The following is a 25,786-nucleotide window of genomic DNA, read 5'->3' on the forward strand; positions in this document are numbered from 1 at the left end:
AAAATAGACAGTCTAAGCTGCAAACCGTGCCTATCTTAATTCCGATGCCGCTTGCGCGATCGCTCCTAACTGCAATCCTGGCGGATAAACTCCCTCTTCTTTAATCTGCTTAATTGCCGCATCAGAAATTCTCAAATTCATCTTCAGTGCGATCGCTTTGACAATATCTCCGCGATCAATGATCCCAGAAACTGCCTCAGCCGGAGACAAGACCGTAATTCGCGGCAAACTTTGATTTTCCAAAAGCTGAATCACTTCCACAATCGGAGTGGATTCTTGCACGGTCGGTACTTCATTCAACGGATGCACAATGTCTAAAAGTGTCTTGCTCTCCCACTCGCTGCGCTCAATCCGTTGCAAATCTTCCGTATTAATCACGCCGCGATAGCGCCCATTCGAGGCAGCATAATACACAGCCGCACGCGATTCCGTAATTAAATAATCGTCTGCAAATTTCCGCACCGACATCGATGCATCGACAACCCGAAAATCTCGGGTCATTGCATCTTCGGCTTTCACCTTCAGCATCGCTTCTTGCAATTCAGTAATGCGATCGTATGCACTCGCATTCTGCACCACAAACCATCCAATCAACGCTGCCCATAATCCACCCGCAGTGGGTAATCCTAGATTGCGAGTGACACCCAGAACATCGGCTAAGCCCCAAGCGATCGCAAACAGCCCCAGGAATCGCCCAACTTTCGCTGCCGTCCGAATTCCTTTAATCTGACTTCCAGTCAATTTCCAGACGATCGCTTTGAGCACCTGCCCCCCATCTAAAGGCAAGCCCGGAATCATGTTAAATAAGGTCAAGACAAGATTAATCGCTGCCAAATCTCGAAACAGAATGCTCAAAGGCATTTCATTATTCGGCAAAACCAGCGTCAGCAGCGTCAGAATCACAAACAGCATAAAGCTGACGGCTGGCCCTGCGATCGCGACTTGAAACGCTTTTCCAGGAGTTTTCGGTTCTTGTGCGATCGCGGCAATCCCTCCAAAGAAGAACAGCGTAATCGACTGCACTTGAATCCCTTGGACTTTCGCGACGAGGCTATGACCCAATTCATGCAGCAGCACCGAGGCAAACAGCAACATTGCCATCGCGAAGCCTGTGCCCCACGCCACAGGTGTACCCCAATCCGGATAGCGATATTGCCACCGCAGCGCATTACTCAGGGTGACGATCACGAGGATAAAAAACCAAGACGGGTCAATCAGCAAAGGAATGCCAAACAATGACCCAATTCGCCAACCAGATTGCATGAATCAATTCCTAAAGCAGCTATTTCTAGCATAAGAGATGGAACGAAGAAACGCTAACGTAGCCAAATTCCGACCTGCGGTGCCACAAATGTATCAATCAGCCAGCCAATCCATAATCCCTCCCAACCGACGATCGCTAAAACCCATCGAATCGATTTTCCAAATCCCGCACTTTCCATCCGATATCGCGCACCCCCAACCGCCCACAGCCAAATGCCGAGGAATAAAAATGCAAGAGCACTGATTTGTGCATTTGCATCTTGACGTACAGCCCAGACGATCGCACCGATCGCTGCCCCGCCTAACGCAATTGCACCCGCCTGCCCTAATTGCAAAGACCGAATCATTGCCACAATCAACACTGCGCCAGCAGCGACCAGCCATAATCCGATTTGAACGTCTGAGATCGCCAAAACCCAACCCACGATCGCATGAATGATCAACAGCAAGAACAATCCAGACATCGGGACTCGATCGAGATTTTGTCTAGGAATACAAAAAATAGCAATTGCCGTCAGGATTCCGCCGACTACGGCGATCGCTGCATCTAATTCTGTCGGTACGCTCATTTCTCAGAAGCCTCAACTCTATATCAGCGTAGCAAGGGCAAGGTCTTGTGTTACCCTAGATAAGCTGTTTAAACTCACACATTCAGGATTTCGGGTGGCGAAAGCTACTCCTGAATGGACGATGAACCCGAATTAGGAGATCAATTCATGCCAGTTGTTTCATTGGCTCAATTACTTGAGTCGGGCGTTCACTTTGGGCATCAGACCCGCAGATGGAACCCCAAAATGAGTCCCTACATTTACACCGCTCGTAATGGTGTACATATCATCGACTTGGTGCAAACCGCTCAGTTGATGGATAACGCGTACAACTATGTGCGGACTGCTTCTGAACAGGGTAAAAAATTCTTGTTCATCGGCACCAAACGTCAAGCTGCTGGCATTATTGCTCAAGAAGCTTCGCGTTGTGGCGCTTACTATGTGAACCAACGTTGGTTGGGTGGAATGCTCACCAACTGGTCAACCATCAAAACTCGTGTCGAGCGCTTAAAAGAACTCGAACGTCGCGAAGAAACAGGCGGATTGGATCTATTGCCGAAGAAAGAAGCTTCTGTGCTGCGTCGTGAACTCGAACGGCTTCAGAAATACCTCGGCGGTATCAAACTGATGCGCAAACTGCCAGATGTGATCATCATGGTGGATCAGCGTCGGGAATACAACGCGATTCAAGAATGCGTCAAGTTGAATATTCCGATCGTAGCGCTGCTTGATACCAACTGCGATCCTGACACCGTTGACGTGCCCATTCCTGCTAACGATGACGCAATTCGATCGATCAAGTTGATCGTAGGACGTTTGGCTGATGCCATTTACGAAGGTCGTCATGGTCAACTCGAAGCCGAAGAAGAGTACGACTACGAAGGCGCAGAAGAAGAGTACGACTACGATGAAACGGAAGCTTCTGAAGAGGAAGCTGCCGCAGAATAGTAGGGGAATCGGGGAATGGGGGAAGGATTTTCTCCCTACTCCCCACTCCCCCAATTCGTCGGACAATATCAGAGAAGAAATTGGGAACTCAGGCAAATGGCAGACATTTCAGCAAAAGCGGTGAAAGAACTGCGCGAAAAGACTGGCGCAGGGATGATGGATTGTAAAAAAGCGCTGACCGAAAATGGCGGCGATATGGAAAAGTCGATCGAATGGCTGCGGAAGAAAGGGATTGCTTCGGCAGATAAGAAGGCTGGCAAAACTGCGGCTGAAGGCTTGGTCGGAAGCTATATCCATATCGGCGGTCGGATCGGGGTGTTGGTAGAAGTGAACTGCCAAACCGACTTCGTTGCAAGAAACGAAGCATTCCAAGACTTAGTTCGCAGCATTGCGATGCAGATCGCTGCAAGTACGAACGTTGAGTATGTTCGTGTCGAGGACATTCCAGCGGATATCGTGGCGCGTGAAAAGTCGATCGAAATGGGCAAAGACGACCTCGCGGGTAAGCCTGACAATATTAAAGAGAAGATCGTTCAAGGTCGGATTGATAAGCGCTTGAATGAAATGTGCTTATTGCCGACTCCTTACATCAAAGATCCGAACATCACCGTTGAGGAATTGGTGAAGCAGAACGTTGCTCAGTTGGGTGAGAACATCCAGATTCGTCGCTTTGTGCGCTTTGTCCTCGGCGAAGGCATTGAGAAGGAAGAGTCTGACTTTGCAGCAGAAGTCGCTGCACAGATCTCCGGCGGTAAGTAAATTCTGACGTTGAAAAAAGACCTCCGAGGTTGTAAAAATCTCGGAGGTTTTGCTTTGGGTTTACTTTGGGCGACAAAGATGAAATGCGGAAATATTTAGTGGGATTCTTTCCGTTTGCGCATCGAAAACTGTTTTTCAGGATCAATTCCTTCAAAGGTGGGAGGTAGCCAAACCCGAACGACTAATAACAGCGCCATGACGACTAGAAACGCGCAGCCTGCTAGGATTTGCGTCCACTGAACCTCTAATACACCTCGAACAATAAATTCTCTGAGAACTGAAACGATCGCAACTTCAACCGCAACGCCGATCGAAACGCGCTGCTCCTGCAAGTAAATGATCAACAATCGGAACAACTCAACCAAAATCAGCAAAAACAAGATGTCTGCGGTGACACCATGAAAATTTAAAGGCGGCAAGAGCGAGAAGAACATTGCCCGCAATTGGATCACCATCACACAGAACAATCCAATACAGAGCGAAACAACAATCAAATCTTGAACCGTTTCTAACGTTTTAACCAAGTAAGCGCGGCTTGAATTGATTGACCACCGTTCTTCGGTCTCAGTCAACGATGAGTACGATGGCTTGATCGAATCCTGCATAGCGGTGGCTCCTTAAGAATGAGTCATGAACTTGATTAAACTTGAGATAAGCTTATATTTCAAGCTAACTTGCATTGGTTTAATTTATAGAATCAATCAAATGCGCGATCGCGGATCCGTTTGGAAGAAACCTGCTAAAGTAAATCTGCATTTAGAAGCGGCGATTTAAGATATGACTAGAGCGGGTGTTGGAATTCGCACAGCCCAAACACGATCGGAACGCATGACTGGACAAATTCATGTGTACGATGGCGCAGGAAAAGGCAAGTCTCAAGCAGCCTTGGGTGTGGTTTTGCGATCGATTGGACTCGGAATTCAAAATCTCTCACCGACGCGAGTCTTATTGCTGCGATTTCTCAAGGGGCCGGGACGGACTTATGACGAAGATGCCTCGATCGCAGCGCTGCAACGTGCTTTTCCGCATTTGATTGACCAAGTTCGGACGGGGCGGGGCGAATTTTTCGGGGCGGATGAGATTACGAAGTTCGATCGCCAAGAAGCTCAGCGAGGATGGGATGTGGCGAAAGGTGCGATCGCATCTGGGCTTTATTCTGTCGTGGTGATGGACGAACTCAATCCGGTTCTCGATCTGGGGCTTTTACCCGTGGATGAAGTGGTGAGAACGCTGACGTTAAAACCGGATCACATGGAAGTGATTGTCACGGGACGTGCGGCTCCACAAGCATTAGTTGATATTGCGAACTTACATTCTGAAATGAAGCCGCATTATCACTCTGCAAAAGAAGAGGGAATTGCAGGCATTGAGATTTACACCGGGGCAGGGAAAGGGAAATCGACGAGCGCATTAGGTAAGGCTTTGCAAGCGATCGGAAAAGGGATCAGTCAGGATAAATCCCATCGGGTTTTGATCATGCAATGGCTGAAGGGTGGCACTGGCTACACCGAAGATGCAGCGATTAACGCATTGCGTCAGAGCTATCCGAACTTGGTCGATCATCAGCGATCGGGAAGAGATGCGATCGTTTGGCGGGGTCAGCAGCAAGAGCTAGATTATGTTGAAGCGGAGCGGGCTTGGGAAATTGCGAGAGCTGCAATTGCTTCGGGCTTGTACAAAACGATTATTTTGGATGAATTGAATCCGACGGTCGATTTAGAGCTTTTGCCGGAAGAACCGATCGTGCAGGCATTGCTGCGGAAACCTCGCGATACGGAAATCGTGATCACCGGACGGTGTAAGAATCCACCTGCTTATTTCGATTTAGCAACGGTTCACTCTGAGATGGTCTGTCACAAGCATTATGCAGAGAAAGGCGTTGACTTGAAGCGTGGCGTTGATTTTTAGCCGCGGTTGAGGAGATGCGATCGTGTTTTATAGATTCACGATTGCTTCCTCAATTGAGATTCAGTGATCGAATCGACATTATTCTCAAAGCTGAAGCGTTCAGAATAAAGCTTCTAGATCTCGTCGCCCGCTGATGACTCTTAGAATTTCGAGCTGATCTTCTATTTCGTTGACTCGATAAAGGATCACAAAACCCCGTAATGCTAGTCCACGGAGGTCAGGGCGAATATGTCCATAACTGCGACCCATTTTTGGGAAGCTGGCTAGCTGCTGACATTTTGCGTTGAATGCTCTGAGAAACTGCTCACCTGCTTCTAGATTGGTTTGTAAGAAATAGTCAGAGATATCATCAAGATCCTGAATGGCTTCGTCAGAAATAATGTATCGACTCATTGTTGGTTCTGTCGCGCCTGCTGGAATTTCTCAAGGAGTCGGTTCACGACGGTTTCTCCATCTGTACCGCCGTTTTGCTCTAATGATTGAATGGCGGCATCTACTTTCTGACGGGCGGAGTCAATCCAAGCAGGGTCTTCTATAAGGCTATGTTCTTCCCAGTCATCTAGGAGTTGAAAGGCTTGAGCAAGCAGATCATCAAGCGTTTTGTAACGTCCGCTTTGAAGCTTTTGCTGAATGATTTGGGCTTGTTCTGGCGTAAGGGTGATATTCATTGCGCGATCGATGTTTGCTTTTAGTTTAACATCGCCAATTTTTTGAGATCGCGATCGATGGCTGAGACTATGAAGGGCACGCCAGACAGGCAAGCGGATGGATTCCTAAATTTCGCATGACTTGAGTGAGCGATTGATTTCTTACAGTTGCTAATTCTGCGAGTGCTGCCATGCGTTCAGCGTTCAAAAGCTCGGCTTGCTCTGTGATCTCGATGAGTTCAGCAAGTTCTGATTCGGTGATCGTCAGGTCTTGCCGTTTGGCAACAAGCTGATCAAATCGAGTTTGTTGATCGCTGGAAAGGCTATGGTTGATTTTTGAAAGTAACTCGGATTCTGAAGAAGATAGATGAGGGGCTTGCCGTTGGGCACGAAGCTTCAAGACCTGGACAACAAATGCCTCTAGTTCTTGTGCGGGCAGTTGCGCGATCGCGTCTAAAAGTTGCTCAGTAGAAGCTTGCATCATCGTTCCTTCCACAATGGCGATATGTGAATTATGGCGAGAACAACGATCAATATTCTTGTACGATCGCGCTTCTCAATGCTCTGATGATTGGCGAGTTTGATTATAGGGCAAAGGTAATGTAGCTTCGATTGCCTCAAAAAACAAAAGCAGTGCTTGACCCAGGAGCAAGAAGCAGGAGATTGCTGGATTGGGCTGAGCTTAGCCAACAGCAGCGGTCTGATTCTCACAGCACGAGTGGGCAAACGCACCGATGCAATGATTGAGCAGTGAGTGTTCCACACTGAAGGGAAAACAGAGTGCAAACAATTTCATAGCAATGACGGGGCGGATATGAGCGGGTCTTGCCACCTGAAGTTCCGCATCACGTCGGCAAAGACAAAACACAACTAGTAGAGCGCACGAATGGGATTGTTCGACAACAGACCGGACGCTGGCATCGACGGCAGAATAAGTTTGGCAAGGTTTGGGAACAGACAAAGGTGACAACTCGGTTAGTCGTGAGCTACTTCAATTGGATTTAGCAGCATCGTCGATTAAAATTGCGCCAAAAAGCAGCCAATACTTTATATCAAATGTATTAGGGTACGTAATTTTAGAATGTTGTCGAAATTGTGGTCGAAATTGTAATCGTTGTAACCATTAATCTTCTTGTTTAACATTCCGTTAATAGTAAATTTGACAATCACTTAAGCATTTCCTATATTCGTAGGGATCTTGATACATCTTTCTACCTTCATCTGAAACCCATTTTCCGCAGCAAGTTAGCCCGTTACTGTCCATAGAACGAAATAGTTTACGCTTAGTCGCAATGGTGCTCTAGCAAGATCTGACTCAAGGAGTGGAAATGCTTAGAAAGCTTCGGTTGGGGACTCAGTTTACGCTGCTGCTTACGCTCATTTTTCTAGGTGGAATCATTCTGAGTGGAGTTACATTGTCACAGGCAATGCAACGCAAAGCTGAGGATGAAGTCTCTACCAAAGCTGAACTACTGACGCAAACGATGAATGCTGTCAGAACTTATACTAGCGAGAACGTTGCACCCCTGCTGCAAAAACAGTTAGAGATCTCGCCGAAGTTTATCAGCGAAACGGTACCTGCTTACTCCGCGCTGACAGTATTTGAGAATTTCCGCAGTCAGCCGGAGCATCGAGATTACATCTACCGAGAAGCAACACTCAATCCCACCAATCCCAGAGACAAAGCTGATGAGTTTGAAGCCAAGCTCGTAGAGCAGTTCCGCCAGCAGCCGGATATGAAAAAACTGTCTGGCTATCGCACTATGGATGGCGTTAACCTATTCTTCACGGCACGTCCCCTATCGGTCAAAAAGGAAAGTTGTTTGCAGTGCCATTCGACGCCGGACAAAGCACCTAAGAGTCAGCTTGCTAGCTTTGGGGATCAAGGAGGTTTTGGCTGGCAACTCAATGAGATTGTTGCGGCTCAGACGATTTATGTCCCCTCAGATCAGGTGTTTCAGCGAGGGCAACAGTATCTAGGGTTGACCATGGGCATTTTTGCCTCGATTTTTGCGGTTGTTGTGCTGGTCATTAATCGACTGCTGAAGCGCAGAGTAATCCATCCCCTTGATCAACTCACGACGATCGCTCACAGTCTTACGACAGACACCATGACCGCTGAGCAGGTCAGCGAATTTAACTCTCCTAGGATTGTCAAGGTGGCGCGTCGAGCCGATGAACCGGGACAACTAGCACGGGCGTTTCAGCACATGGCACGGGAAGTCGCAACCCGTGAGCAAACCTTGAGCCAGGCGGTGGAGCAACGAACCGCACAACTAGCAGAGAGCATGAAAATGGCTCAACAGGCGAAAGCGCAGGCAGAGGAAGCCAATGCTACGAAGAGCAAGTTTCTGGCGAATATGAGCCATGAACTGCGAACACCATTGAACGCCATCATTGGCTACAGCGAGATTTTGGTGGAAGAAATCACCGATCTCAAGGTGCCAAGTCTGATCCCTGATGTGCAGAAGATTCATGGCGCAGGGAAGCATCTTTTGGGATTGATTAACAACATTCTCGATCTCTCAAAAGTAGAAGCGGGTAAAGTCGAGCTTTTCTTGGAAACGTTTGCGATCGCGCCTCTGATGCAAGAGATCACCGATACCTTACATCCACTACTGACTAAGAATCACAATACGCTGGTGGTGAATTGTCCAGACGACATTGGTTCGATGCGATCGGATGTCACCAAACTACGGCAGAGTTTATTTAACCTGCTTAGTAATGCGAGCAAGTTTACTGAAAATGGCACAGTGACACTTACGGTAGAACGTAGAGAACCAGACTGGATCACCTTCTCGGTAAGTGATACAGGCATTGGCATGACCCCAGAACAGCAGGCAAACCTATTTCAGGCATTTACTCAAGCGGACGCATCCACTACACGCAAGTATGGGGGCACAGGATTGGGACTTGTGATTACTCAGCAATTCTGCAAACTGCTAGGAGGAGAGATTCAGGTTGAGAGTGAAACGGGTAGAGGCACCACCTTTACAATGCGATTGCCAGAACAATTACAAAGTCCTGAATCAGACCGACCCACGCTACAGACCTCCTCTACTATGAATGTCAAGCGTGAGGTCAACGGTACTGGAAGCACGATTCTCGTGATTGATGATGATCCCGCCGTTCACGATCTGATGCAACGCTTTCTCGGTCGAGAAGGCTATCACGTCATGGCAGCTCTGGGAGGACAAGAAGGTGTGCGTCTTGCCAAGCAACAAATGCCCGATGTGATTCTGCTGGATATTCGGATGCCACACATGAATGGCTGGGAAGTTCTGAGCCTGCTCAAGTCTGATCCCGAATTGTCAAGAATTCCTGTGATGATCGTGACGATAGAGGATGATCAAGCCTTGGGATCAGCATTGGGTGCAGTCGATTATTTGTTGAAACCTGTAGATTACGATCACTTACTCACGCTCTTGCAGCCCTACCGCACGCAGTCCTCTTCTTGTTCGGTTTTAGTGGTGGAAGACAACACCGAGAATCGGGAGATGATTACCCGTCAAGTCACCAAAGCAGGCTGGCGCGTTTTGGAAGCTGAGAATGGGCGGAAGGCGCTAGAAGTGATGCAGACCGAGCAACCGGGCGTGATCCTACTTGATTTAATGATGCCGGAAATGGATGGGTTTACGTTTATTCGGGAACTTCGACAGCATCCTCAATGGCGATCGCTACCCGTAATTGTGCTCACGGCTAAGGACTTGACCCTAGAGGAGCGGCAATGGTTGGGCGAACAGACGCAGCAGATTTATTCAAAAGGCGAGAATAACCGACAAGTTCTGCTCGACGAGATTCGCAGTTTACTTCAAGCTAAAAACATCTAAATTCCGGGCATTCGTCATGGGCAATCGCCAAATTCAGCATCGGCTTCTCGTTTACCTCCGTCACGAACTCTGTACACCGATCAACGCCATGATTGGGTACAGTGAACTCCTGCTAGAAGAAATCCAAATTCAGCAGCAGACTAATTTAATAAGCGATTTACAAAAGATTCATGCCTGTAGTCAGCAGTTGTTGACCTTAGTCAGTACGATTCTAGATCCCGCCAAGTTGGAAATGAGCCAGATTGAGGGTGGGTTAGATAGCTTTGGAGCAACGCTTCGGGTAGAACTGCTCACCCCGTTGAGTGCTATTGTCGGCTACTGCGAGATGTTGCTAGAGGATGCCCCAGCCTCATTAATTCCGGATTTAGATAGTCTCAACACCTCTGCCCAACAGTTACTCACGCTAGTCAATGACATTGTGAGCTTGGCACAGCAGCAGTTGCAAATTCTCAACACGCAGGAGGCACAACCTCTGTTACTGGAAAGTCCAGCAGCAGTTACTTTCATACGGAGTGCCACAACAACTCTTGAAACACTGAGTCAGGAGTCGCCTGAGAAGCAGGTGCAAAGCGGAACAATTTTAGCGATCGATGACTCCAATCCTGAACTACTCGCGCGACAACTGAAGCGGCATGGCTATACCGTCACGACTGCAACCTCTGCTCAACAAGCACTCCGGCTACTGAAAGCAATGCCTTGCGATCTGATTTTGCTGGATGTGATCATGCCTGGAATGAACGGGCTGGAACTGCTAGAGAAACTGAAGCAACATGAAAGCTGGCGACATATTCCTGTGATTATGATCTCTGCGTTAGATGAGATCGATGGCGCTGTGAAGTGTATTGAGCTAGGTGCAGAGGACTACTTGCAGAAGCCATTTGACCCTACCTTGCTGAAGGCGAGGATTGGCGCATGTTTAGAGAAGAAGCGCCTGCGGGATCAAGAAATTCTCTACTTACAGCAGGTCGATCGCTTAACCACAGCCGCCGCAGAAATCGAAGCAAAAACCTTTAATCCGAAGAGTCTCGATGACCTCAATCAACGCAGTGACGAGTTTGGTCAACTGGTGCGAGTCTTCCAGCGCATGGCTCAGGAAGTGCAGTCACGGGAGCGATCGCTAGAGCAACAGGTGAATTTCTTACAAGCAGCGATTCACACAGAGCAGCGATCGCAGATCGCCGATGAACTCGCGGCGACGAATCATTTTCGCCAAATCCAAAAACGCGGAAAAGGCAGTCGAGATACAGAGAACCTATATCGCGGGTCGCTTTATCCTTCGCTATCTCGCTTTGCTGCGAATGGCGATCAATCGAGTGTTGACGATCGAACGAGTGTGACCGATCGAATTCACCGCGTTGATCTCGCAGCAATTGAAACCCAGAGCGATCGCACGACCCAGACTATCATTGTCCACTCTTTTCGGGGCGGCACAGGTAAGTCGAATCTCACCAGTAATCTTGCAGTCAGTTTGGCAAAACAGGGCAAGCGAGTGGGGATCATCGATTCAGACTTACAATCCCCTGGCATTCATCTGCTGTTTGGATTGGACGAAGAAACGGTGACGCTCACGTTGAATGACTATTTATCGGGTCGTTGTGCTCTGTATGAAGCTGCCTATGATGTTAGCCACGCCTTACCCTCGCCGGGTGGAGCCATCTATCTGATTCCAGCAAGTGTGAAAGCGAGCGACATTACTCGTATTCTGCGGGAAGGCTACCACGACGAGAAGTTGCTAGATGGTTTCTCGGAGATTAGTCGGGATCTTAAGTTAGATGTTCTGCTGATTGATAGTCACCCTGGAATCGATCCTGGAACGCTACAAGCGATCGCGGCGTCCGGGTTGCTGCTTCTCGTTCTCCGTCCCGATTACCAGGACTATCAAGGCACAGCAGTGATTGTAGAACTCGCCCGCATGTTATCGGTCGAGGCAATCTCGCTGATTGTGAATCGGGCGCTTCCGGGCTTTGATGTTGAATCCTATCGGCAACAGTTAGAAGCGTCTTACGAAGTGCCAGTCGCCGGAATCCTGCCCTTTTGCGAAGAGTTAATGCATCTATCGAGTAGTGAAATTTTCTCAGTCTGCTATCCCGATCATCCATTTACACAAGTCATTGATCAGATTGGTCAGCAATTTATAAGGTAAATCATTTTAGGAACACATTATGACCAGAATTCTTTTAGTTGAAGACAACGAGACCAATCGGGATATGCTGCGTCGGCGGCTAGAACGAAAAGGATTTGATGTAGTTGTTGCAATCGATGGCGCGGAAGGCGTTGCGAAGGCTCAAACTGAACGACCAGACATCGTGTTAATGGATCTAAATTTGCCCGTGCTCGATGGATGGGAAGCAACTCGACAAATTAAAGCAAATCCCCAAACTCAAAAGACTCCAGTAATTGCGTTAACCGCAAATGCGATCGTTGGAGATCGTGAAAAAGCCTTAGCTGCGGGTTGCGATGAGTATGATACAAAACCCGTTGATTTTACGCGACTGCTCGGAAAGATTGATACGCTGCTTCAGCCTTCAGAAGTACCGTTACCAAAACCACTAGATCCGGTTCCTGATGTGCCCGGACAAGCGATCGCATGGACTCGCTTGCGGCATGATCTAGAGCAACCGATCTATACCATCGTTGGCTACAGTGATATGCTCCTCGATGCACTCGTCGATCAGCAGAATTCAGCGTTCGCGAGCGATCTCCAGAAAATCCATCTCTCAGGTTTACAGTTACTAAAACTGATCCAAGCGATCCTAAATCCAGCACTCTTAGAAGTTCAGCAGCAAGATTGGACAGCCGATCTTCTAGCTCCAGCGTTGCGCCGAGAATTGCTCACCCCCTTGAGTACTATCATGGGCTACTGTGAGTTGCTTTTAGAAGAGTCGCTTTCTGATTTACTGCCAGACCTGGAGCAAATTCACACTTCAGCTCAGGATCTGCTCAGTCTCGTGAACAATCTAGATAGTTTGATGGCTCGTTATCTCGAATCTAGCGAGGAGCGCGATCGTTTTGATCCACTCAATTTCCCACGGAAACAGCGTAAAGCAATTGATCCATCGATTGAAAATAGCCGAGTGTTAGTGATTGCTCATGCGGGCAGTCCAGTATATCGACAACTCGAACGTCAAGGCTACTCCGTCAAAATTGCGACAACCGTAGAGCTAGGTTTGGCAAGCTCGTTTGACTTGATCGTACTGGATAGCCAGACAAACTTGAACGTGTTGGAACAGCTTAAATCGCATGAAGCGTGGCAACACACTCCCGTCTTAATGATTGCAGCTCCCGATGAGATGGCGCAGATTTCCCAAGCGATCGCCCTAGGAGCAACCGACTACTTGACGAAACCCTTCCCGACTGCCCTCCTCCGTGCGAAAGTTGCAGCTTGTTTAGAACAAACTCAAATGCGGCATCAGTTAGCTCACTACGAAGGCATTGTGGAAGAGTTCAGAGAATATAAGCGACTCGAAGCAGATCTAAATCAGCAACTCGAAGCATTACAGGTTGAGCTAGAGCAAATCAAGCGATCGCATCAAGCCACAGAAATTGTTCAGACCGACTATTTTCGACAGATCTCGTCCAATGCTGAACCCATTGAATTGAAACCTCTAAAAGTTCTCCTCGTAGAAGACAACGACTTAAACTGCGATATGCTCTGTCGCCGTTTACAGCGACATGGCTATGAAGTTGTGATTGCCACCGATGGCGCAGAAGGAGTCTCGAAAGCGCTCTCCGAACAGCCGCAGGTGATTTTAATGGACATCAGTTTACCAGTAATGGACGGATGGGAAGCGACGCAACATCTGAAAGCAAATGCTGAAACTCGCCACATTCCGATCATTGCCTTGACTGCCCATGCCATGACAGGCGATCGCGAAAAAGCCTTAGCCTCCGGTTGCGATGACTATGATACGAAACCGATTGAGTTGCCCCGCCTGCTCAGCAAAATTGAAGACTGCCTCAAAAGCTCAACCTCTAAATAGCAAATCATGTGTGGAAATTTTGGTTTTTTAGGCAAGCGATTGCCGCAAGATGGCTCCGATTTGCTTCCTGAACGAGTGGTCGAAATCTGTCAGACCATGGGGCGAGAAACTGAGATTCGGGGCGAACAAGCCGGGGGAGGCGTTGTCTTCGCCCGCGATCGTGACGGTCGAGTGATCTTTGTGGGCAAAAAAGTCGTCAATCTCAAGCGACGCAATCTGACGCAGTCTCTGGAACAGACCTTTGCAACAACGCGCCGCCAAGCGACCAAGAAAGGCGCGAAGCCATTAGACGAAGCCATTGTCGGCATCTGGCACTATCGTTATGCGACTAGCAGCCCTCCAGCTATCTTGGAAACCCATTGGCATGAGTGGATGCCAGCGCGATTTGCGAACGTGTGGCGCGTTGAGAATGGACAATGGATCTGCGATCGTCAACTCGTGAACCATCGCATCACCCACAATGGCGACTTCGACGCTTGGACGATCTTTGATGAATCGATTGAAAATGCTCACCTGGGACTCTGGCTCCAACGGGTACTCCATACACCGAATGCCACGCGGGGAGACTCTCCTAAAATCGCTGGAATGATGGATTTACTCATCACGCAAGGCATGTGGGATGCTTCGCTTCGCCTCGCGTACCAGCTTGCAGTTGCTGAATCGCTTGAAGACGCATTTGGCGGGAAACAGCCCTCGGCATCCGCTCCAAATACAGCCCCAACAGAGGAACAGATTAGCGATTGGAGCGCGATCGCGGAACAGGTCTTTCTCAAACACAAGGACAAACTGCTGCTTCCCTATGCCAACTCAATAGTTGAGCTATCCAGAAAACATGTCAATCAGCTTGAACAAGAACTGCTACAAACCCTAAGCCAGCATAGTTCGATCCGCCAATGGTCTACAGCGAAGCAATCTGCCTGGATCAAAACCGCAGTTCACGTTTTCTTCCACAACAACCTGTATCAAGCCACGAAACTCTTTCTATCGAGAGCTAAGGGCAGCTTTGGTCTCGTCACGGCATCGACACTGAGTGAAGCAACGCTCGTCGTCAGTGCTTGGGGACAACCGATCGCAACCGGATTCAATGTCCAAGACAACTATATGGTCTATGCCTCAGAACCTGCGGCGGTTGATGCAGTCCTGTCTCATATTCCCCGATCCTACCGCTTGGATCTCGACCAAAAAGCTGGAGAAATTGCCTGGGTTGGCGTGGATCACATTACGGTGTACTCCATGCTCGAAGACCGTGAACTGCGAAGTTCAGAACTCGAAGAACGCTGGATTCCTCTGCAAGGTAACTCCTACATTCTGCCGCCCGAAGAACAAGCAACAGATCCGGTTCAGCGAGACATTCAGGAGATTCCCAAGGTTCTAAAATCGATCGAGCTATCCTGGCGTGATCCAACTTCATTCAATCGTCAAACAGCAGACTATTTTGCTGAACTCCTAATTGAGCAGGCGAAAAACTGGGATCATAGACAACGGGCAACCGTGAATTTCAAACTAGAACCAGTCACCGATCTGCCCTGCCTTAATTTAATGATTACAGGCGTTGAAAGTAGTCTTTGGCTGGGAGAGCGCTTTGCTGAAGATTTAATCTCGCTATTTCCAGCATTGACCGTTAAAACTATTTCTGCCAATCAGTTACTCCAGCGCTTGCAGTATGGTTGGAAAGGACTGCATCTGGGCAAAACTACGATCGTGCTTGCAATTAGTCAGTCCGGGCAGACCTTCCCCACTCTACAAGCCACGAATGCCCTAGAAGAACTGCGTCGCCAAGGTCATATTGGTGAACTCTTCATCCTGACGGGAGAAATGTGTAGCTTGATGGGAACTGCAATTTCCCAGTATTACTATCAAGAATCTAGTTTCACTCGACGGATTTTGATCAATGGGAGTGGACGACGCACCGCAGAACCGACGACGGTTGCTGTCGCTGCGGCTCAAGCTACCTTAACGGAACTCTTGTTGTATCTAGCAAAACGGCTTCGAGAGCGTTTTCCAGCACATCAGGGCTGCTTTGGGATGACGCTGACGACTACTGAGCTATTGATGCTGGAGCAAACCAAAGATGAGTTTATCCATCGCGCCGAATCCATCGTTGGAATCACGACAAAGGGTGACCTAAACCGATCTTCCGACTATCAGCAACTCATTCACAGTAGCCGAAAATGGGCGTGGCATATTCTCGAAACGCCATTCGCTTGGGGAATTCATGCGCTCTATATTCTCATTACTGTAGGATTAAACGCGCCGCTAGTACAAACTCTATTTCGCGTTCTGTTTAGTCTTGCCAATCTTCCATTGCCTGCGGTATTGCTCCCGTTACTTACCTTAGCAGACATCCTAATCTACATCTTTGGTCCTTGGCTTTGGAGTTTGGGACTACGCTACATTCAGCACAGACCTCTCTTAGCACGCACTGGAAAACGCACCCTAGTAATTGGAGATGTGCCCTGGATTCATCAACTCCTGAAAGTCTATGTGAGTAAGCTCTTTTCGCTCAGTTACGGTATTGCATCTTTAGATGTGCATGGTGCCAATCCCCAGGATCACATGCTGCATCATTTCGGTCATCGAGTCGTCAGAGGAACCCTAATTTTCTTAGGAGTGCCTGATGGTCGGCGGAGCTTGCTGCAAAAAGAGGATGAAAATGCAGTGCTCATGACAGGGAAGCAAGCTACTGGAGTCCAACATCTAAATACTGGCGCGGAAATCATTGCATTGGGGCACAACAGCGCGATCGCACATCAAGGCTTTCAGGATGCCATTGTTCTGTCCAGTGACCCGCTGCCTTTGAGGGAAACAGACGATAGCACTGTTGATCGACAATTGACGCTAGAGCAACTACGGGAAGCTCGCTTTGGAGCATTTGAGCGATTGTTGGCAAGCTATGTCTTCTTCTGGGCGTTGGCAAAACAGGTTGCATCTTTCCCGCTGCTTCGATATCAACACTGGAAGTCCCAGAGCCGCACCCGCATTATGACGACAGCTGCACCTATTTCCCGCGTCACTCTAGACCTATCCAAGCATCCAGTTGAACGGAATCAGTCCAAGTAAGAATCAATGGGCGCGCTATCAATAGACTTCCTTGTGTGTTGAGAGAAGGTGGCAGACCGATATAGCCCTACCTAGTTGTATTAGGACATATGAATGACAACGAAGCTCGAGACGACAATTAAGATCGAAACAACAGCTAGAAACGTTTCGGTTGTACTGTCTCTTTCTTGGCGGTCTTCGATGCTTCTGTCTCCCATCGCAGTGAATCCTTCACACTACAAAACTCGCCCCTTCTCCTTGTGAAGCCTGCCAACTGCGCGCATCGTAATAGAGATCCTCTAGCGAAATGCTATGCAAAGCCTGCTGCAATTTCTGATGCAAGCGATTCCACACACTAAATGCTACCCAATCTTCCGCCTGACCCTCATCCGGTGTGTGATGCGGCAAAGGATCAATGCTTTCACCCACTGCTGCTAAAATCTCTCCCAGCGAAATCTGGGAAGGATGCCGCGCCAGTTGGTAGCCTCCATGTGCGCCGCGAATCGAAACGACTAATTCTGCGCGCCGCATCTCAATCAAGAGCTTTTCTAAATAGGGAGCAGGGAGATCCTGTCGATCGCTAATTGCTTTCACCGAAGCAGGGCCATACTCCGGCTGAAAACAGAGATCTAAAAGGGCTTTCACGCTATAATGTCCGCGTGTGGTTAGCTTCATTGAGTCAGATTAAATGCACAGTCTTCATTCTAACCGCGCAATTTCATCAGCTCTTGAGGACTGGCATTCAGTTTGATGCGAGTAAATGTAATCTCTTGATTGTCATTGAGCGTGAAAAACCACGTGACATTGACTGAAAACATCGGCATTTGAACTTTTCCAGTAATTTGATAGTCGGTTGTTTCAGGAACCGCGATTCCTTCCCGTGGAAACGCTTGTAATCCTACGGCTTCTCGTTGAAGATAATCCGCGATCGCACTTCTTCCCACGATCGGTGATTCAAACGGCGCTTGCATCGCTCCTTCTGGATCAAATAATTCGCTCGTTGCCTCGAATTCGCCCGCGTTCAAAGTTTCAAAGTATCGCAAAATCGTGGGGTGTGAAATGCCTTCAATCTCCATAGAATTTCCCTCGTTTCAGTCAAACTAGAATAGAGAAGCTGCGCAAGAGATGTCATGACGCTTACGGAAGAAATTAAGCAAAAAGCGATCGAGCTAGGATTTCACAAAGTTGGAATTGCATCGGTGACTGATCCGGCTCAAAGTTCTGCGATTCAGGCTTTGCAGAATTGGCTCGATCGCGGATTTCAAGCGGACATGGCGTGGATGGCAAATCCGAAACGTCAGAATATTCGCGAACTCGTTCCAGATGCGCGATCGATGATCTGTGTTGCTTTGAACTATCACACTGCGCAGCAACGACCCGCAGGCAAGGAATATGCAAAAATTTCTCGCTATGGTTGGGGACGAGACTATCACCGAATTTTGCACAAAAAACTGAAAGCCTTCTCGATCTGGCTCGAACAAAATGGAGCGCAAACTCGTTATTTTGCCGATACCGCTCCAGTTCAAGATAAGTTTTGGGCACAGCAAGCAGGACTCGGCTGGATTGCGAAAAATGGCAATCTGATTACTCGCGATTATGGGTCTTGGGTGTTTCTCGGTGGTGTTGTCACCAATTTAGATTTAGCGATCGATCAACCTCATACGCAGCATTGCGGAACCTGTACTCGTTGTATTGACGCTTGCCCTACCGATGCAATCACAGAACCATTCGTAATTGATGCCAATCGCTGCATTGCGTACCATACGATTGAGAATCGGGCTGAGAATTTGCCAGAAATGGATCTCAAAGGATGGGTCGCAGGTTGCGATATCTGTCAGGATGTTTGTCCTTGGAATCAGCGGTTTGCTCAAGAGACAGATGTACAAGACTTTCAACCGCGATCGTGGAATATTGCCCCGACCTTGAAAGAATTAGCTGAGATTTCCGAAGCAGAATACGATCGACGATTTACCGGATCAGCATTGCGACGCATTAAAATTGGCATGTTGAGACGAAACGCGAAGGCAAATTTGCGCGAATGATCACAGGTGTAAAACAAAGATAGTTGAAGTTTGATCAGGCTCTCCCTCACTCTGGAAAAGACGATAGCGAAACACCCCTACTCAATTCGTTCGGAAATTCGCATCAAATTTTTCTGAGTGAGAGGAGCAAGTTTGTTAGCCTATAGATACAGGAAATCGGGCATTCTTAAGATGCCAAATAGAATATCGACGCTATTTTTTACGAGGGGATGAGCGAGTGGCTGCAACAAACTTCAAAGATTATTACCAAATTTTAGGGGTGAGCAAATCCGCAAGCGCTGATGACATTAAGAAAGCGTTTCGTAAACTCGCGCGCCAATATCACCCTGACGTAAACCCCGGCGATAAAGCAGCCGAGGCAAAATTTAAAGAGGTCAACGAAGCGAACGAAGTTCTCTCTGATCCCGATAAGCGCAAAAAATACGACCAGTTTGGACAATACTGGCGGCAAGCGGATCAAGCGGGTGCATCTCGATCGACTTCCACCTCGCGATCGCCGTTCAATACAGGCGGGTTCGATGATGTCGAATTCGGACGATATGACAATTTCGAGGAATTTATCAACGATTTGCTAGGAAAATCGCCCTACGGACGGACGGGCGATCCTTTCCGCAATGCAGGATATCGTGCTCCAGGCGGTTTTAGTACCGACGAACGTGCCTCAACTGGCGAAAATCTGGATATCGAAGCTTCGATTAAGCTGACCTTTGCAGAAGCGTTTAACGGAACTGAAAAGCGGCTCAGCGTGAACAATGAGGAGATTAACGTCCGGATTCCAGCGGGTGCAAAAGCGGGCAGTAAAGTAAGAGTCCGTGGAAAAGGTCGTTTCAGCCGATTCTACACAAGTCAGCGCGGAGATCTCTATCTCACGGTGGAAATGTTGCCGCATTCGTTTTTCCAATTCGATGCTGATGGCAATCTTGTTTGCGAAGTGCCGATCTCGCCTGACGAAGCAGTGTTGGGCGCACAAATCGATGTCCCGACTCCGGATGGAAATGTTGTGGTGAACGTTCCAGCAGGCGTGCGATCGGGGCAATCCTTACGCTTACGCGGCAAAGGCTGGAAGAATCAAAAAGGCGATCGCGGCGATCAAATGGTGAAAATTACGATCGCGCCTCCGAAAGAATTAAGCGCGATCGAGCGTGAGGCATACGAAAAGATTCGGGATAATCGCAGCTATGATCCCCGTAGCGCCATCAAAGCCGTGAAGCTTTAAGAGTGGAGGTTTCGACTGCCTACAGAGATTCCGAATTCTGAGTGCAGTCGAAACCCAATTCTCAACGATGAACTCAGCTCAATTGATCGATCGCGCTTAACAACGTTTCAACGCTGGCATTGTGATCGAGAAACGAAAAGAGATGTTTGTATCTAAGAATGCCTTGACGATCGATTAAAAATTGAGCAGGTAAAGGCGCACCCAAAGCTTGTCCAGTCTGGTATCGACGAAATGTTTTACAACTGGAATCACTGAGCAAAGGGAACTGTAATCCCAAGTCTTCAACGACTTTTTTACTTTGCTGCTCGTCGGTACTGGTGATCATGAGAATTTCGACTTGTCGATCGCTAAACTCCTGATACTGCTCATTCAACGCCTTGATATGGGGAAAGCAAAACGGACAATATTGCTTCTCTGTAAAAATCCTTGTGAAAGCTAAAAGCACAGGTCGATCATTGCGATAATCCGACAATTTCACGCGACGAGCATTTTTAATATCTGGCAGATCAAACTCTGGAGTTGCTTGTCCCAAAGCGAGCGAATTCGTTGCCGGAACGGGCATGAAATTCTGGAAAAATCGCGGATTGATTAAACCACTGAAATCAGTAGATGTCAACATTGTTCAGGATTGTGCCGTAAAAAGTGCAGTAAAAAAGAGGGTGAATTTCACCCTCTATTATGAACGGATTAATCAATCCTTAGATTGCTGCGAAGTACTCTTTCGACTTCACAGGATCAGGATTCATGGTTTGATCACCAGGCTTCCAACCTGCGGGGCACACTTCATCCGGATGCGATTGAACGTATTGAATCGCTTGCAGTGTCCGGAGGGTTTCATCCACGCTGCGACCGAACGAAAGGTTGTTAATCGTGGAGTGCTGGATTACACCATCTTTGTCGATGATGAACAAGCCGCGCAGTGCAATTCCTTCATTCGGATCAAGCACGTTGTAAGCGGTGCTGATTTCTTTCTTGATGTCCGAAACCAACGGATAGGTCAAATCGCCAACTCCACCCGATTTACGATCGGTTTGAATCCAAGCCAAGTGTGAGAAGGGGCTATCGACCGATACGCCAAGGATTTCAGTGTTGATCGATTTGAATTCTTCGTAGCGATCGCTGAATGCGGTAATTTCAGTCGGGCAAACAAAGGTAAAATCGAGCGGGTAGAAAAACAGCACCACATATTTGCCGCGATAGTCGGACAATTTGATGTCTTTGAATTCCTGGTCGATCACAGCAGTCGCTGCAAAATCAGGAGCCGTTTGACCAACGCGCAAGCATCCTTCTTGGGTCATGGGATTTTTTCTCCTTGCAAGAGTAGCAATTCGTAGTAAAGATTACGAAACAGTTACAACTATATCATAGTCATTACGATTTTGACCTGCGATATGTTTTCCTCTGAAATTGACGCTGCAATTGCGAGACTCGAATCCCAGAAATCCGCTTGGCTAAACGTCGGAACTCAAGCCCGAATCGATTATCTGAAGCGCTGTATGACAGGCATGATGGCAGTCGCAGAGGATTGGGCGATCGCGGCTTGCGAGGCGAAGGGGACAGATTCAGTCGGAGAAGAATGGCTGACGGGATCGGTGACAACGTTAATGACGTTGCGGGCGTTGATCAGAACGTTGGAAGGACGAAAGGCGAAGATTGGGCAGGGAATTGCCAAAGTCTTTCCGGATAATTTGCTCGATCGATTTCTTTGGCTCGGATTTCGGGGAGAAGTTTTGACGGAAAGCAGCCCCCTAAATCCTCCACAATTTGAACCAGGAATTTCTCTGGTCTTAGGAGCCGGAAATGTTGGCTCGACTCCTCCAATGGATTTACTCTATAAGCTATTTGCAGAGAATCAAGTCGTTCTGCTCAAAATGAATCCTGTCAATGAGTATGTCGGGAAATTTTTAGAGCAAGCGTTTGAGCCATTAATTTCAGATGGATTTCTACAAATTGTCTATGGTGGTTCTGATGTCGGAAGTTATCTCTGTCAGCATCCCAAAATTGATTCCATTCATATCACTGGCTCGCATCATACGTATTACGCGATCGCGCAATCTCTCCCCCAACCGAAACCAATCACCTCTGAGCTAGGCTGTGTCACACCAGTTCTCATCGTTCCAGGAGAGTGGTCTGAATCAGATCTCAGATTTCAAGCGCGTCATGTTGCGAGCATGGTGTCTCATAATGCCAGCTTCAATTGTGTCGCTGCGAAATTGTTAGTAACCGCGAAGGGGTGGAAATTGCGCGATCGCTTCCTCACACTGCTCCGCCAAGAATTTGCGAAAATTCCGAGCCGGAAAGCTTACTATCCAGGCGCACAGCAACGATATCAAGCATTTCTCGATCGCTATCCTCAAGCTGAAATTTTCGGAACTCGAACCGAGGAAATTGTCCCTTGGACATTGATTCCAAACGTCGAAGATGACTATGCTCTGAGGATAGAAGCTTTTTGTGGAGTGCTAGCAGAAGTGAGTTTGGACGCGGCAACTGCAACCGAATTTCTCGATCGAGCCGTTCCATTTGTGAATGAGCAAGTCTGGGGCAATTTGTCGTGTGTGATTTTGACGAAAACAAAGGTCGATTCAGCGATCGCAGAGTTGAACTATGGTGCGATCGGAGTCAATGTGTGGACAGGTGTGATCTATGCCTTGCCTGATTTTGCTTGGGGTGCTTATCCCGGCAATACTTCAGATGATATCCAATCGGGTCAGGGCTTTGTCCATAATGGCTATTTTCTTGAGTATCCTCAAAAATCGGTCTTATATGCACCGTTCCGCATTATTCCAACGCCATTTTGGTTTGCCGATCATCGCAATCTAGCAAATTTTGCCAAACGAGCCGCAGAACTCCAACTCACGCCAACCTGGAGTAAATTTGCTCAAGTGATATTTGAAGCGTTACGGGGATAGTTTTCGATAATGATTGCTCAAGTATTGATTATTCTGTTTAGTTTTGTTAGCTTCTTCGTTTCACTTTGGGTTGTTGTTCCTGCTCCAATTTTTTCGCTATTACCATTAAGCGTTGGCGCACCAGAGATTAGTCACTGGTTAATTGTGACGAATGCGATCGCAGCTTTCCTAGTATTTGTTCGCCTCAAATCTCTGCCCATTTTTATCGCAATGTTGTTTGCTTTAAGCTTAAGCTTACTGCCCGCGTTGCAATTTCCCTCTACTGCGGAACGCGCCGAAATTGCAATGCAATCAAAGCTAGGCGACATTCCATCTTCACCCAATTTTCGATCGTCACCCTTCAATGTTTTAGATGCTTTTCAAGGAATTCCCCGCTCTCAAGTCCGTCGCACACTCGATATTCCGGTTGCAAAGCTTGATAATGTGCAACTGACGATGAATGTTTATCGCCCAATTAAAACAGGCAAAAATCCAGCGATCGTCATGATTTATGGAGGAGCCTGGAGATCAGGTAGCCCAAATTCTAATGAACAGTTCAGCCAATATATTGCAGCACAAGGATATACAGTTTTAGCAATCGATTATCGTCACGCTCCAGGATATAAATTTCCGACCCAAATTGAAGATATTAAAACCGCATTAAAATTCATTCAACAACATGCCGATGAATACGAGGTGAATCTCGATCGTATGGCAATCATGGGGCGTTCTGCGGGCGGACATCTAGCGATGTTAACGGCTTTTGCACTCGATGCTTTTCCGTTCCGCGCCGTCGTCAATTACTATAGCCCCGTCGATCTGACCGATGGCTATAACAATCCTCCATTTCCTGACCCAATTGATAGTAGAACTGTTTTACGAAATTTTCTCGGCGGCACACCCCAAGAATTTTCGGATCTCTATCGTCAAGCATCGCCTTATCAAAATGTGCGATCGCATCTCCCCCCGACTTTACTCATTTACGGTGGACGCGATCACATCGTGCAATCAAAATTCGGACGTGCAATGTATGAAAAGTTAAACCAAAATGGCAACATTGCCGTATTCATTGAAATACCCTGGGCAGAACATGCTTTTGATGCAGTTTTCAATGGTATTAGCAATCAATTAGCGCTGTATCACACTGAACGCTTCCTAGCGTCTTGGCTGAAGTAGAAATTCAAGATCAACTTTGGTGAGACGCGATCGCCTTCTAACAATATGCTGAACTCTATGGAAATTGGCGACTGAGATTTGTATTTTGACACCCAATCAATCGGTCAGTAGGGCAAAAGAAGATCGCTTCTGTTGATCTTAATCTACAGACCTCGATCGCTTGGTAAGATCAGCAAACTGCCATTTTTTAAGAAGGGTTTTATGTCTTCTGTGATTCCTGTCTCGCTGCCGCAAAATTCTTATGACATCGCGATCGCATCGATTGCTGAACTCGGAGATCGTATCCAGCCGCTTTCCAAACTGGGTAAAAAAGCGCTGATTGTCTCGAATGCAGCAATTTTTAAGCAGTACGGGCAAACGGTGACAGATTCCCTGACACAAGCAGGTTTTACCGTCAGTTCTTGCTTATTGCCCGCAGGAGAACGGTATAAAACACCCGCCACCTTGCAAAAGATTTATGACGCAGCTCTGGAAAATCGATTAGAGCGATCGTCGGTGATGATTGCCCTCGGCGGTGGCGTGATCGGAGATATGACTGGATTTGCAGCAGCGACTTGGCTAAGAGGAATTAATGTCGTACAAGTGCCGACATCGTTACTCGCAATGGTAGATGCGGCAATTGGTGGCAAAACGGGTGTGAATCATCCTAGAGGGAAGAATCTAATTGGCGCATTTCATCAGCCAAGATTGGTGTTAATCGATCCAGAAGTGCTGAAAACACTGCCTGCCCGGGAATTTCGAGCGGCGATCGCGGAAGTCATCAAATACGGCATCATCTGGGATGCAGAATTGTTTGAAATGCTGGAACAGGCAAAACGATTAGATCAAATCCGTGCCGTTGGAGATGAACTGGTTCGAGAAATGTTAGTGCGATCGGCGAAAGCAAAAGCACATGTCGTTAGCAAAGATGAGAAAGAATCAGGATTACGAGAAATTCTTAACTATGGGCATACGATTGGACATGCGATCGAAAGTCTGACGAATTACAAAGTGATCAATCACGGTGAAGGAGTTGCAATCGGAATGATGGCAGCCGGATTGATTGCGGTAGAAATGGGATTGTGGGATCGAGCAGAATGCGATCGTCAGAAAGCTTTAATCGAAAAAGCAGGATTGCCCACTCAGATTCCAGGAGGATTCGATCGTTCAGAAATTGTGCCGACTTTACAGGCAGATAAGAAAGTAAAAGACGGAAAAGTTCGATTCGTCTTGCCGCGCCAAATCGGGACGGTTATTGTCACAGATCAAGTTGCACCCGATACGATCGAAAAAGTACTGAATTCAATAGACCTTTTGCGTGATCCGTGAAATTAAAAATGAGCACTTCGATGCTCTTCGAGTTTGTGTTGAGGTAGGGCGGCTCTCGCGGCGCAGGTTAACCAACCCTGCCTCAATATTCAGACTATGCGATTGGTTCTTCGCCCACAGCAACCCAGCGATATGATGACTGGATTGCTGTGCAAAAAAAGGTAACAGCTTCCACGTAAAACCAAACCATTCAAGACATTTTGTTCCCCTACAACGAGGTGTTACAGAAAGGCC

Annotated in this window: 22 protein-coding genes and 1 pseudogene; 13 read left to right on the forward strand and 10 right to left on the reverse strand. The window is 47.7% G+C overall.

Annotation, left to right across the window (positions count from 1 at the left end; genetic code table 11):
* Positions 1-30 precede the first annotated feature (30 nt).
* A complete protein-coding gene (locus LEPBO_RS0128505; RefSeq protein ID WP_017291007.1) occupies positions 31-1,263 on the reverse strand; it encodes a site-2 protease family protein in 1,233 nt (410 codons plus the stop codon).
* A 53-nt stretch (positions 1,264-1,316) separates the two neighbouring features.
* Complete coding sequence (locus tag LEPBO_RS0128510; RefSeq protein WP_017291008.1) at positions 1,317-1,832, reverse strand: hypothetical protein; 516 nt, start codon at positions 1,830-1,832, stop codon at positions 1,317-1,319.
* A gap of 147 nt (positions 1,833-1,979) precedes the next feature.
* Here LEPBO_RS0128510 and rpsB point away from each other — a divergent pair, with 147 nt between their 5' ends.
* Complete coding sequence (gene rpsB, locus LEPBO_RS0128515; protein ID WP_026148992.1) at positions 1,980-2,759, forward strand: 30S ribosomal protein S2; 780 nt, start codon at positions 1,980-1,982, stop codon at positions 2,757-2,759.
* 96 nt (positions 2,760-2,855) lie between these two features.
* Complete coding sequence (gene tsf, locus LEPBO_RS0128520) at positions 2,856-3,518, forward strand: translation elongation factor Ts (protein WP_017291010.1); 663 nt, start codon at positions 2,856-2,858, stop codon at positions 3,516-3,518.
* 95 nt (positions 3,519-3,613) lie between these two features.
* Here tsf and LEPBO_RS0128525 read toward each other — a convergent pair whose 3' ends face one another.
* Positions 3,614-4,123 (reverse strand): phosphate-starvation-inducible PsiE family protein, encoded by a 510-nt coding sequence (locus LEPBO_RS0128525; RefSeq protein WP_017291011.1) that lies wholly within the window; start codon positions 4,121-4,123, stop codon positions 3,614-3,616.
* Positions 4,124-4,295: 172 nt separating this feature from the next.
* On the opposite strand from LEPBO_RS0128525, the gene LEPBO_RS0128535 reads away from it, so the two are divergent.
* The gene (locus tag LEPBO_RS0128535; protein WP_017291013.1) at positions 4,296-5,426 is read left to right on the forward strand and encodes a cob(I)yrinic acid a,c-diamide adenosyltransferase; all 1,131 of its coding nucleotides are present in this window, start codon (positions 4,296-4,298) and stop codon (positions 5,424-5,426) included.
* A 99-nt stretch (positions 5,427-5,525) separates the two neighbouring features.
* On the opposite strand, the gene LEPBO_RS0128540 is transcribed toward LEPBO_RS0128535, so the two are convergent.
* From LEPBO_RS0128540 to LEPBO_RS0128550, 3 genes are read right to left on the reverse strand one after another with little or no spacing between them, the layout of a single operon-like run.
* A complete protein-coding gene (locus tag LEPBO_RS0128540) occupies positions 5,526-5,819 on the reverse strand; it encodes a type II toxin-antitoxin system RelE/ParE family toxin (RefSeq protein WP_017291014.1) in 294 nt (97 codons plus the stop codon).
* Entirely contained in the window at positions 5,816-6,187 is a 372-nt protein-coding gene (locus LEPBO_RS0128545) for a ribbon-helix-helix domain-containing protein (RefSeq protein ID WP_017291015.1), read from the reverse strand. The genes LEPBO_RS0128540 and LEPBO_RS0128545 overlap by 4 nt, the downstream gene beginning before the upstream one ends.
* Positions 6,162-6,557 carry a hypothetical protein gene (locus tag LEPBO_RS0128550; RefSeq protein WP_017291016.1) on the reverse strand — a complete coding sequence of 132 codons (396 nt, stop codon included), beginning with the start codon at positions 6,555-6,557 and terminating at the stop codon, positions 6,162-6,164. The genes LEPBO_RS0128545 and LEPBO_RS0128550 overlap by 26 nt, the downstream gene beginning before the upstream one ends.
* A gap of 132 nt (positions 6,558-6,689) precedes the next feature.
* On the opposite strand from LEPBO_RS0128550, the pseudogene LEPBO_RS44085 reads away from it, so the two are divergent.
* The 5 genes and pseudogenes from LEPBO_RS44085 to LEPBO_RS0128575 all read left to right on the forward strand — a co-directional run.
* A pseudogene (locus LEPBO_RS44085) lies at positions 6,690-7,075 on the forward strand (IS1 family transposase); the annotation flags it as partial.
* 326 nt (positions 7,076-7,401) lie between these two features.
* Positions 7,402-9,903, forward strand: coding sequence for a response regulator (locus LEPBO_RS0128560; protein WP_017291017.1), 2,502 nt, complete (start codon positions 7,402-7,404; stop codon positions 9,901-9,903).
* Positions 9,904-9,919: 16 nt separating this feature from the next.
* Positions 9,920-12,046 (forward strand): response regulator, encoded by a 2,127-nt coding sequence (locus LEPBO_RS44630; protein WP_017291018.1) that lies wholly within the window; start codon positions 9,920-9,922, stop codon positions 12,044-12,046.
* 19 nt (positions 12,047-12,065) lie between these two features.
* On the forward strand, positions 12,066-13,883 hold the full coding sequence (locus tag LEPBO_RS45145) for a response regulator (protein ID WP_017291019.1): 1,818 nt from the start codon (positions 12,066-12,068) through the stop codon (positions 13,881-13,883).
* A 6-nt stretch (positions 13,884-13,889) separates the two neighbouring features.
* Complete coding sequence (locus tag LEPBO_RS0128575) at positions 13,890-16,943, forward strand: hypothetical protein (RefSeq protein WP_017291020.1); 3,054 nt, start codon at positions 13,890-13,892, stop codon at positions 16,941-16,943.
* A 210-nt stretch (positions 16,944-17,153) separates the two neighbouring features.
* Here LEPBO_RS0128575 and LEPBO_RS0128580 read toward each other — a convergent pair whose 3' ends face one another.
* Positions 17,154-17,597, reverse strand: a complete 444-nt coding sequence (locus LEPBO_RS0128580; RefSeq protein ID WP_017291021.1) for an Rrf2 family transcriptional regulator — start codon at positions 17,595-17,597, stop codon at positions 17,154-17,156.
* A 29-nt stretch (positions 17,598-17,626) separates the two neighbouring features.
* Positions 17,627-17,998 carry a nuclear transport factor 2 family protein gene (locus LEPBO_RS0128585; protein WP_017291022.1) on the reverse strand — a complete coding sequence of 124 codons (372 nt, stop codon included), beginning with the start codon at positions 17,996-17,998 and terminating at the stop codon, positions 17,627-17,629.
* Between the two features lie 54 nt (positions 17,999-18,052).
* Here LEPBO_RS0128585 and queG point away from each other — a divergent pair, with 54 nt between their 5' ends.
* Together queG and LEPBO_RS0128595 are read left to right on the forward strand one after the other, a co-directional pair.
* Entirely contained in the window at positions 18,053-18,964 is a 912-nt protein-coding gene (gene queG / locus LEPBO_RS0128590; protein WP_017291023.1) for a tRNA epoxyqueuosine(34) reductase QueG, read from the forward strand.
* Between the two features lie 217 nt (positions 18,965-19,181).
* Positions 19,182-20,180: a DnaJ C-terminal domain-containing protein gene (locus LEPBO_RS0128595; RefSeq protein WP_017291024.1), complete on the forward strand. Its 999-nt coding sequence runs from the start codon at positions 19,182-19,184 to the stop codon at positions 20,178-20,180.
* Positions 20,181-20,253: 73 nt separating this feature from the next.
* On the opposite strand, the gene LEPBO_RS0128600 is transcribed toward LEPBO_RS0128595, so the two are convergent.
* The gene (locus LEPBO_RS0128600) at positions 20,254-20,799 is read right to left on the reverse strand and encodes a peroxiredoxin family protein (RefSeq protein WP_017291025.1); all 546 of its coding nucleotides are present in this window, start codon (positions 20,797-20,799) and stop codon (positions 20,254-20,256) included.
* A gap of 79 nt (positions 20,800-20,878) precedes the next feature.
* Entirely contained in the window at positions 20,879-21,478 is a 600-nt protein-coding gene (locus tag LEPBO_RS0128605) for a peroxiredoxin (protein ID WP_017291026.1), read from the reverse strand.
* Positions 21,479-21,571: 93 nt separating this feature from the next.
* On the opposite strand from LEPBO_RS0128605, the gene LEPBO_RS0128610 reads away from it, so the two are divergent.
* From LEPBO_RS0128610 to aroB, 3 genes are all read left to right on the forward strand, one after another.
* A complete protein-coding gene (locus LEPBO_RS0128610; protein WP_017291027.1) occupies positions 21,572-23,089 on the forward strand; it encodes an aldehyde dehydrogenase family protein in 1,518 nt (505 codons plus the stop codon).
* A 9-nt stretch (positions 23,090-23,098) separates the two neighbouring features.
* Positions 23,099-24,244, forward strand: coding sequence for an alpha/beta hydrolase (locus LEPBO_RS0128615; RefSeq protein ID WP_017291028.1), 1,146 nt, complete (start codon positions 23,099-23,101; stop codon positions 24,242-24,244).
* Between the two features lie 201 nt (positions 24,245-24,445).
* Positions 24,446-25,552 carry a 3-dehydroquinate synthase gene (aroB, locus tag LEPBO_RS0128620; RefSeq protein WP_017291029.1) on the forward strand — a complete coding sequence of 369 codons (1,107 nt, stop codon included), beginning with the start codon at positions 24,446-24,448 and terminating at the stop codon, positions 25,550-25,552.
* Positions 25,553-25,786 lie beyond the last annotated feature (234 nt).

The organism is Leptolyngbya boryana PCC 6306, assembly GCF_000353285.1.
Lineage (GTDB): Bacteria > Cyanobacteriota > Cyanobacteriia > Leptolyngbyales > Leptolyngbyaceae > Leptolyngbya > Leptolyngbya boryana.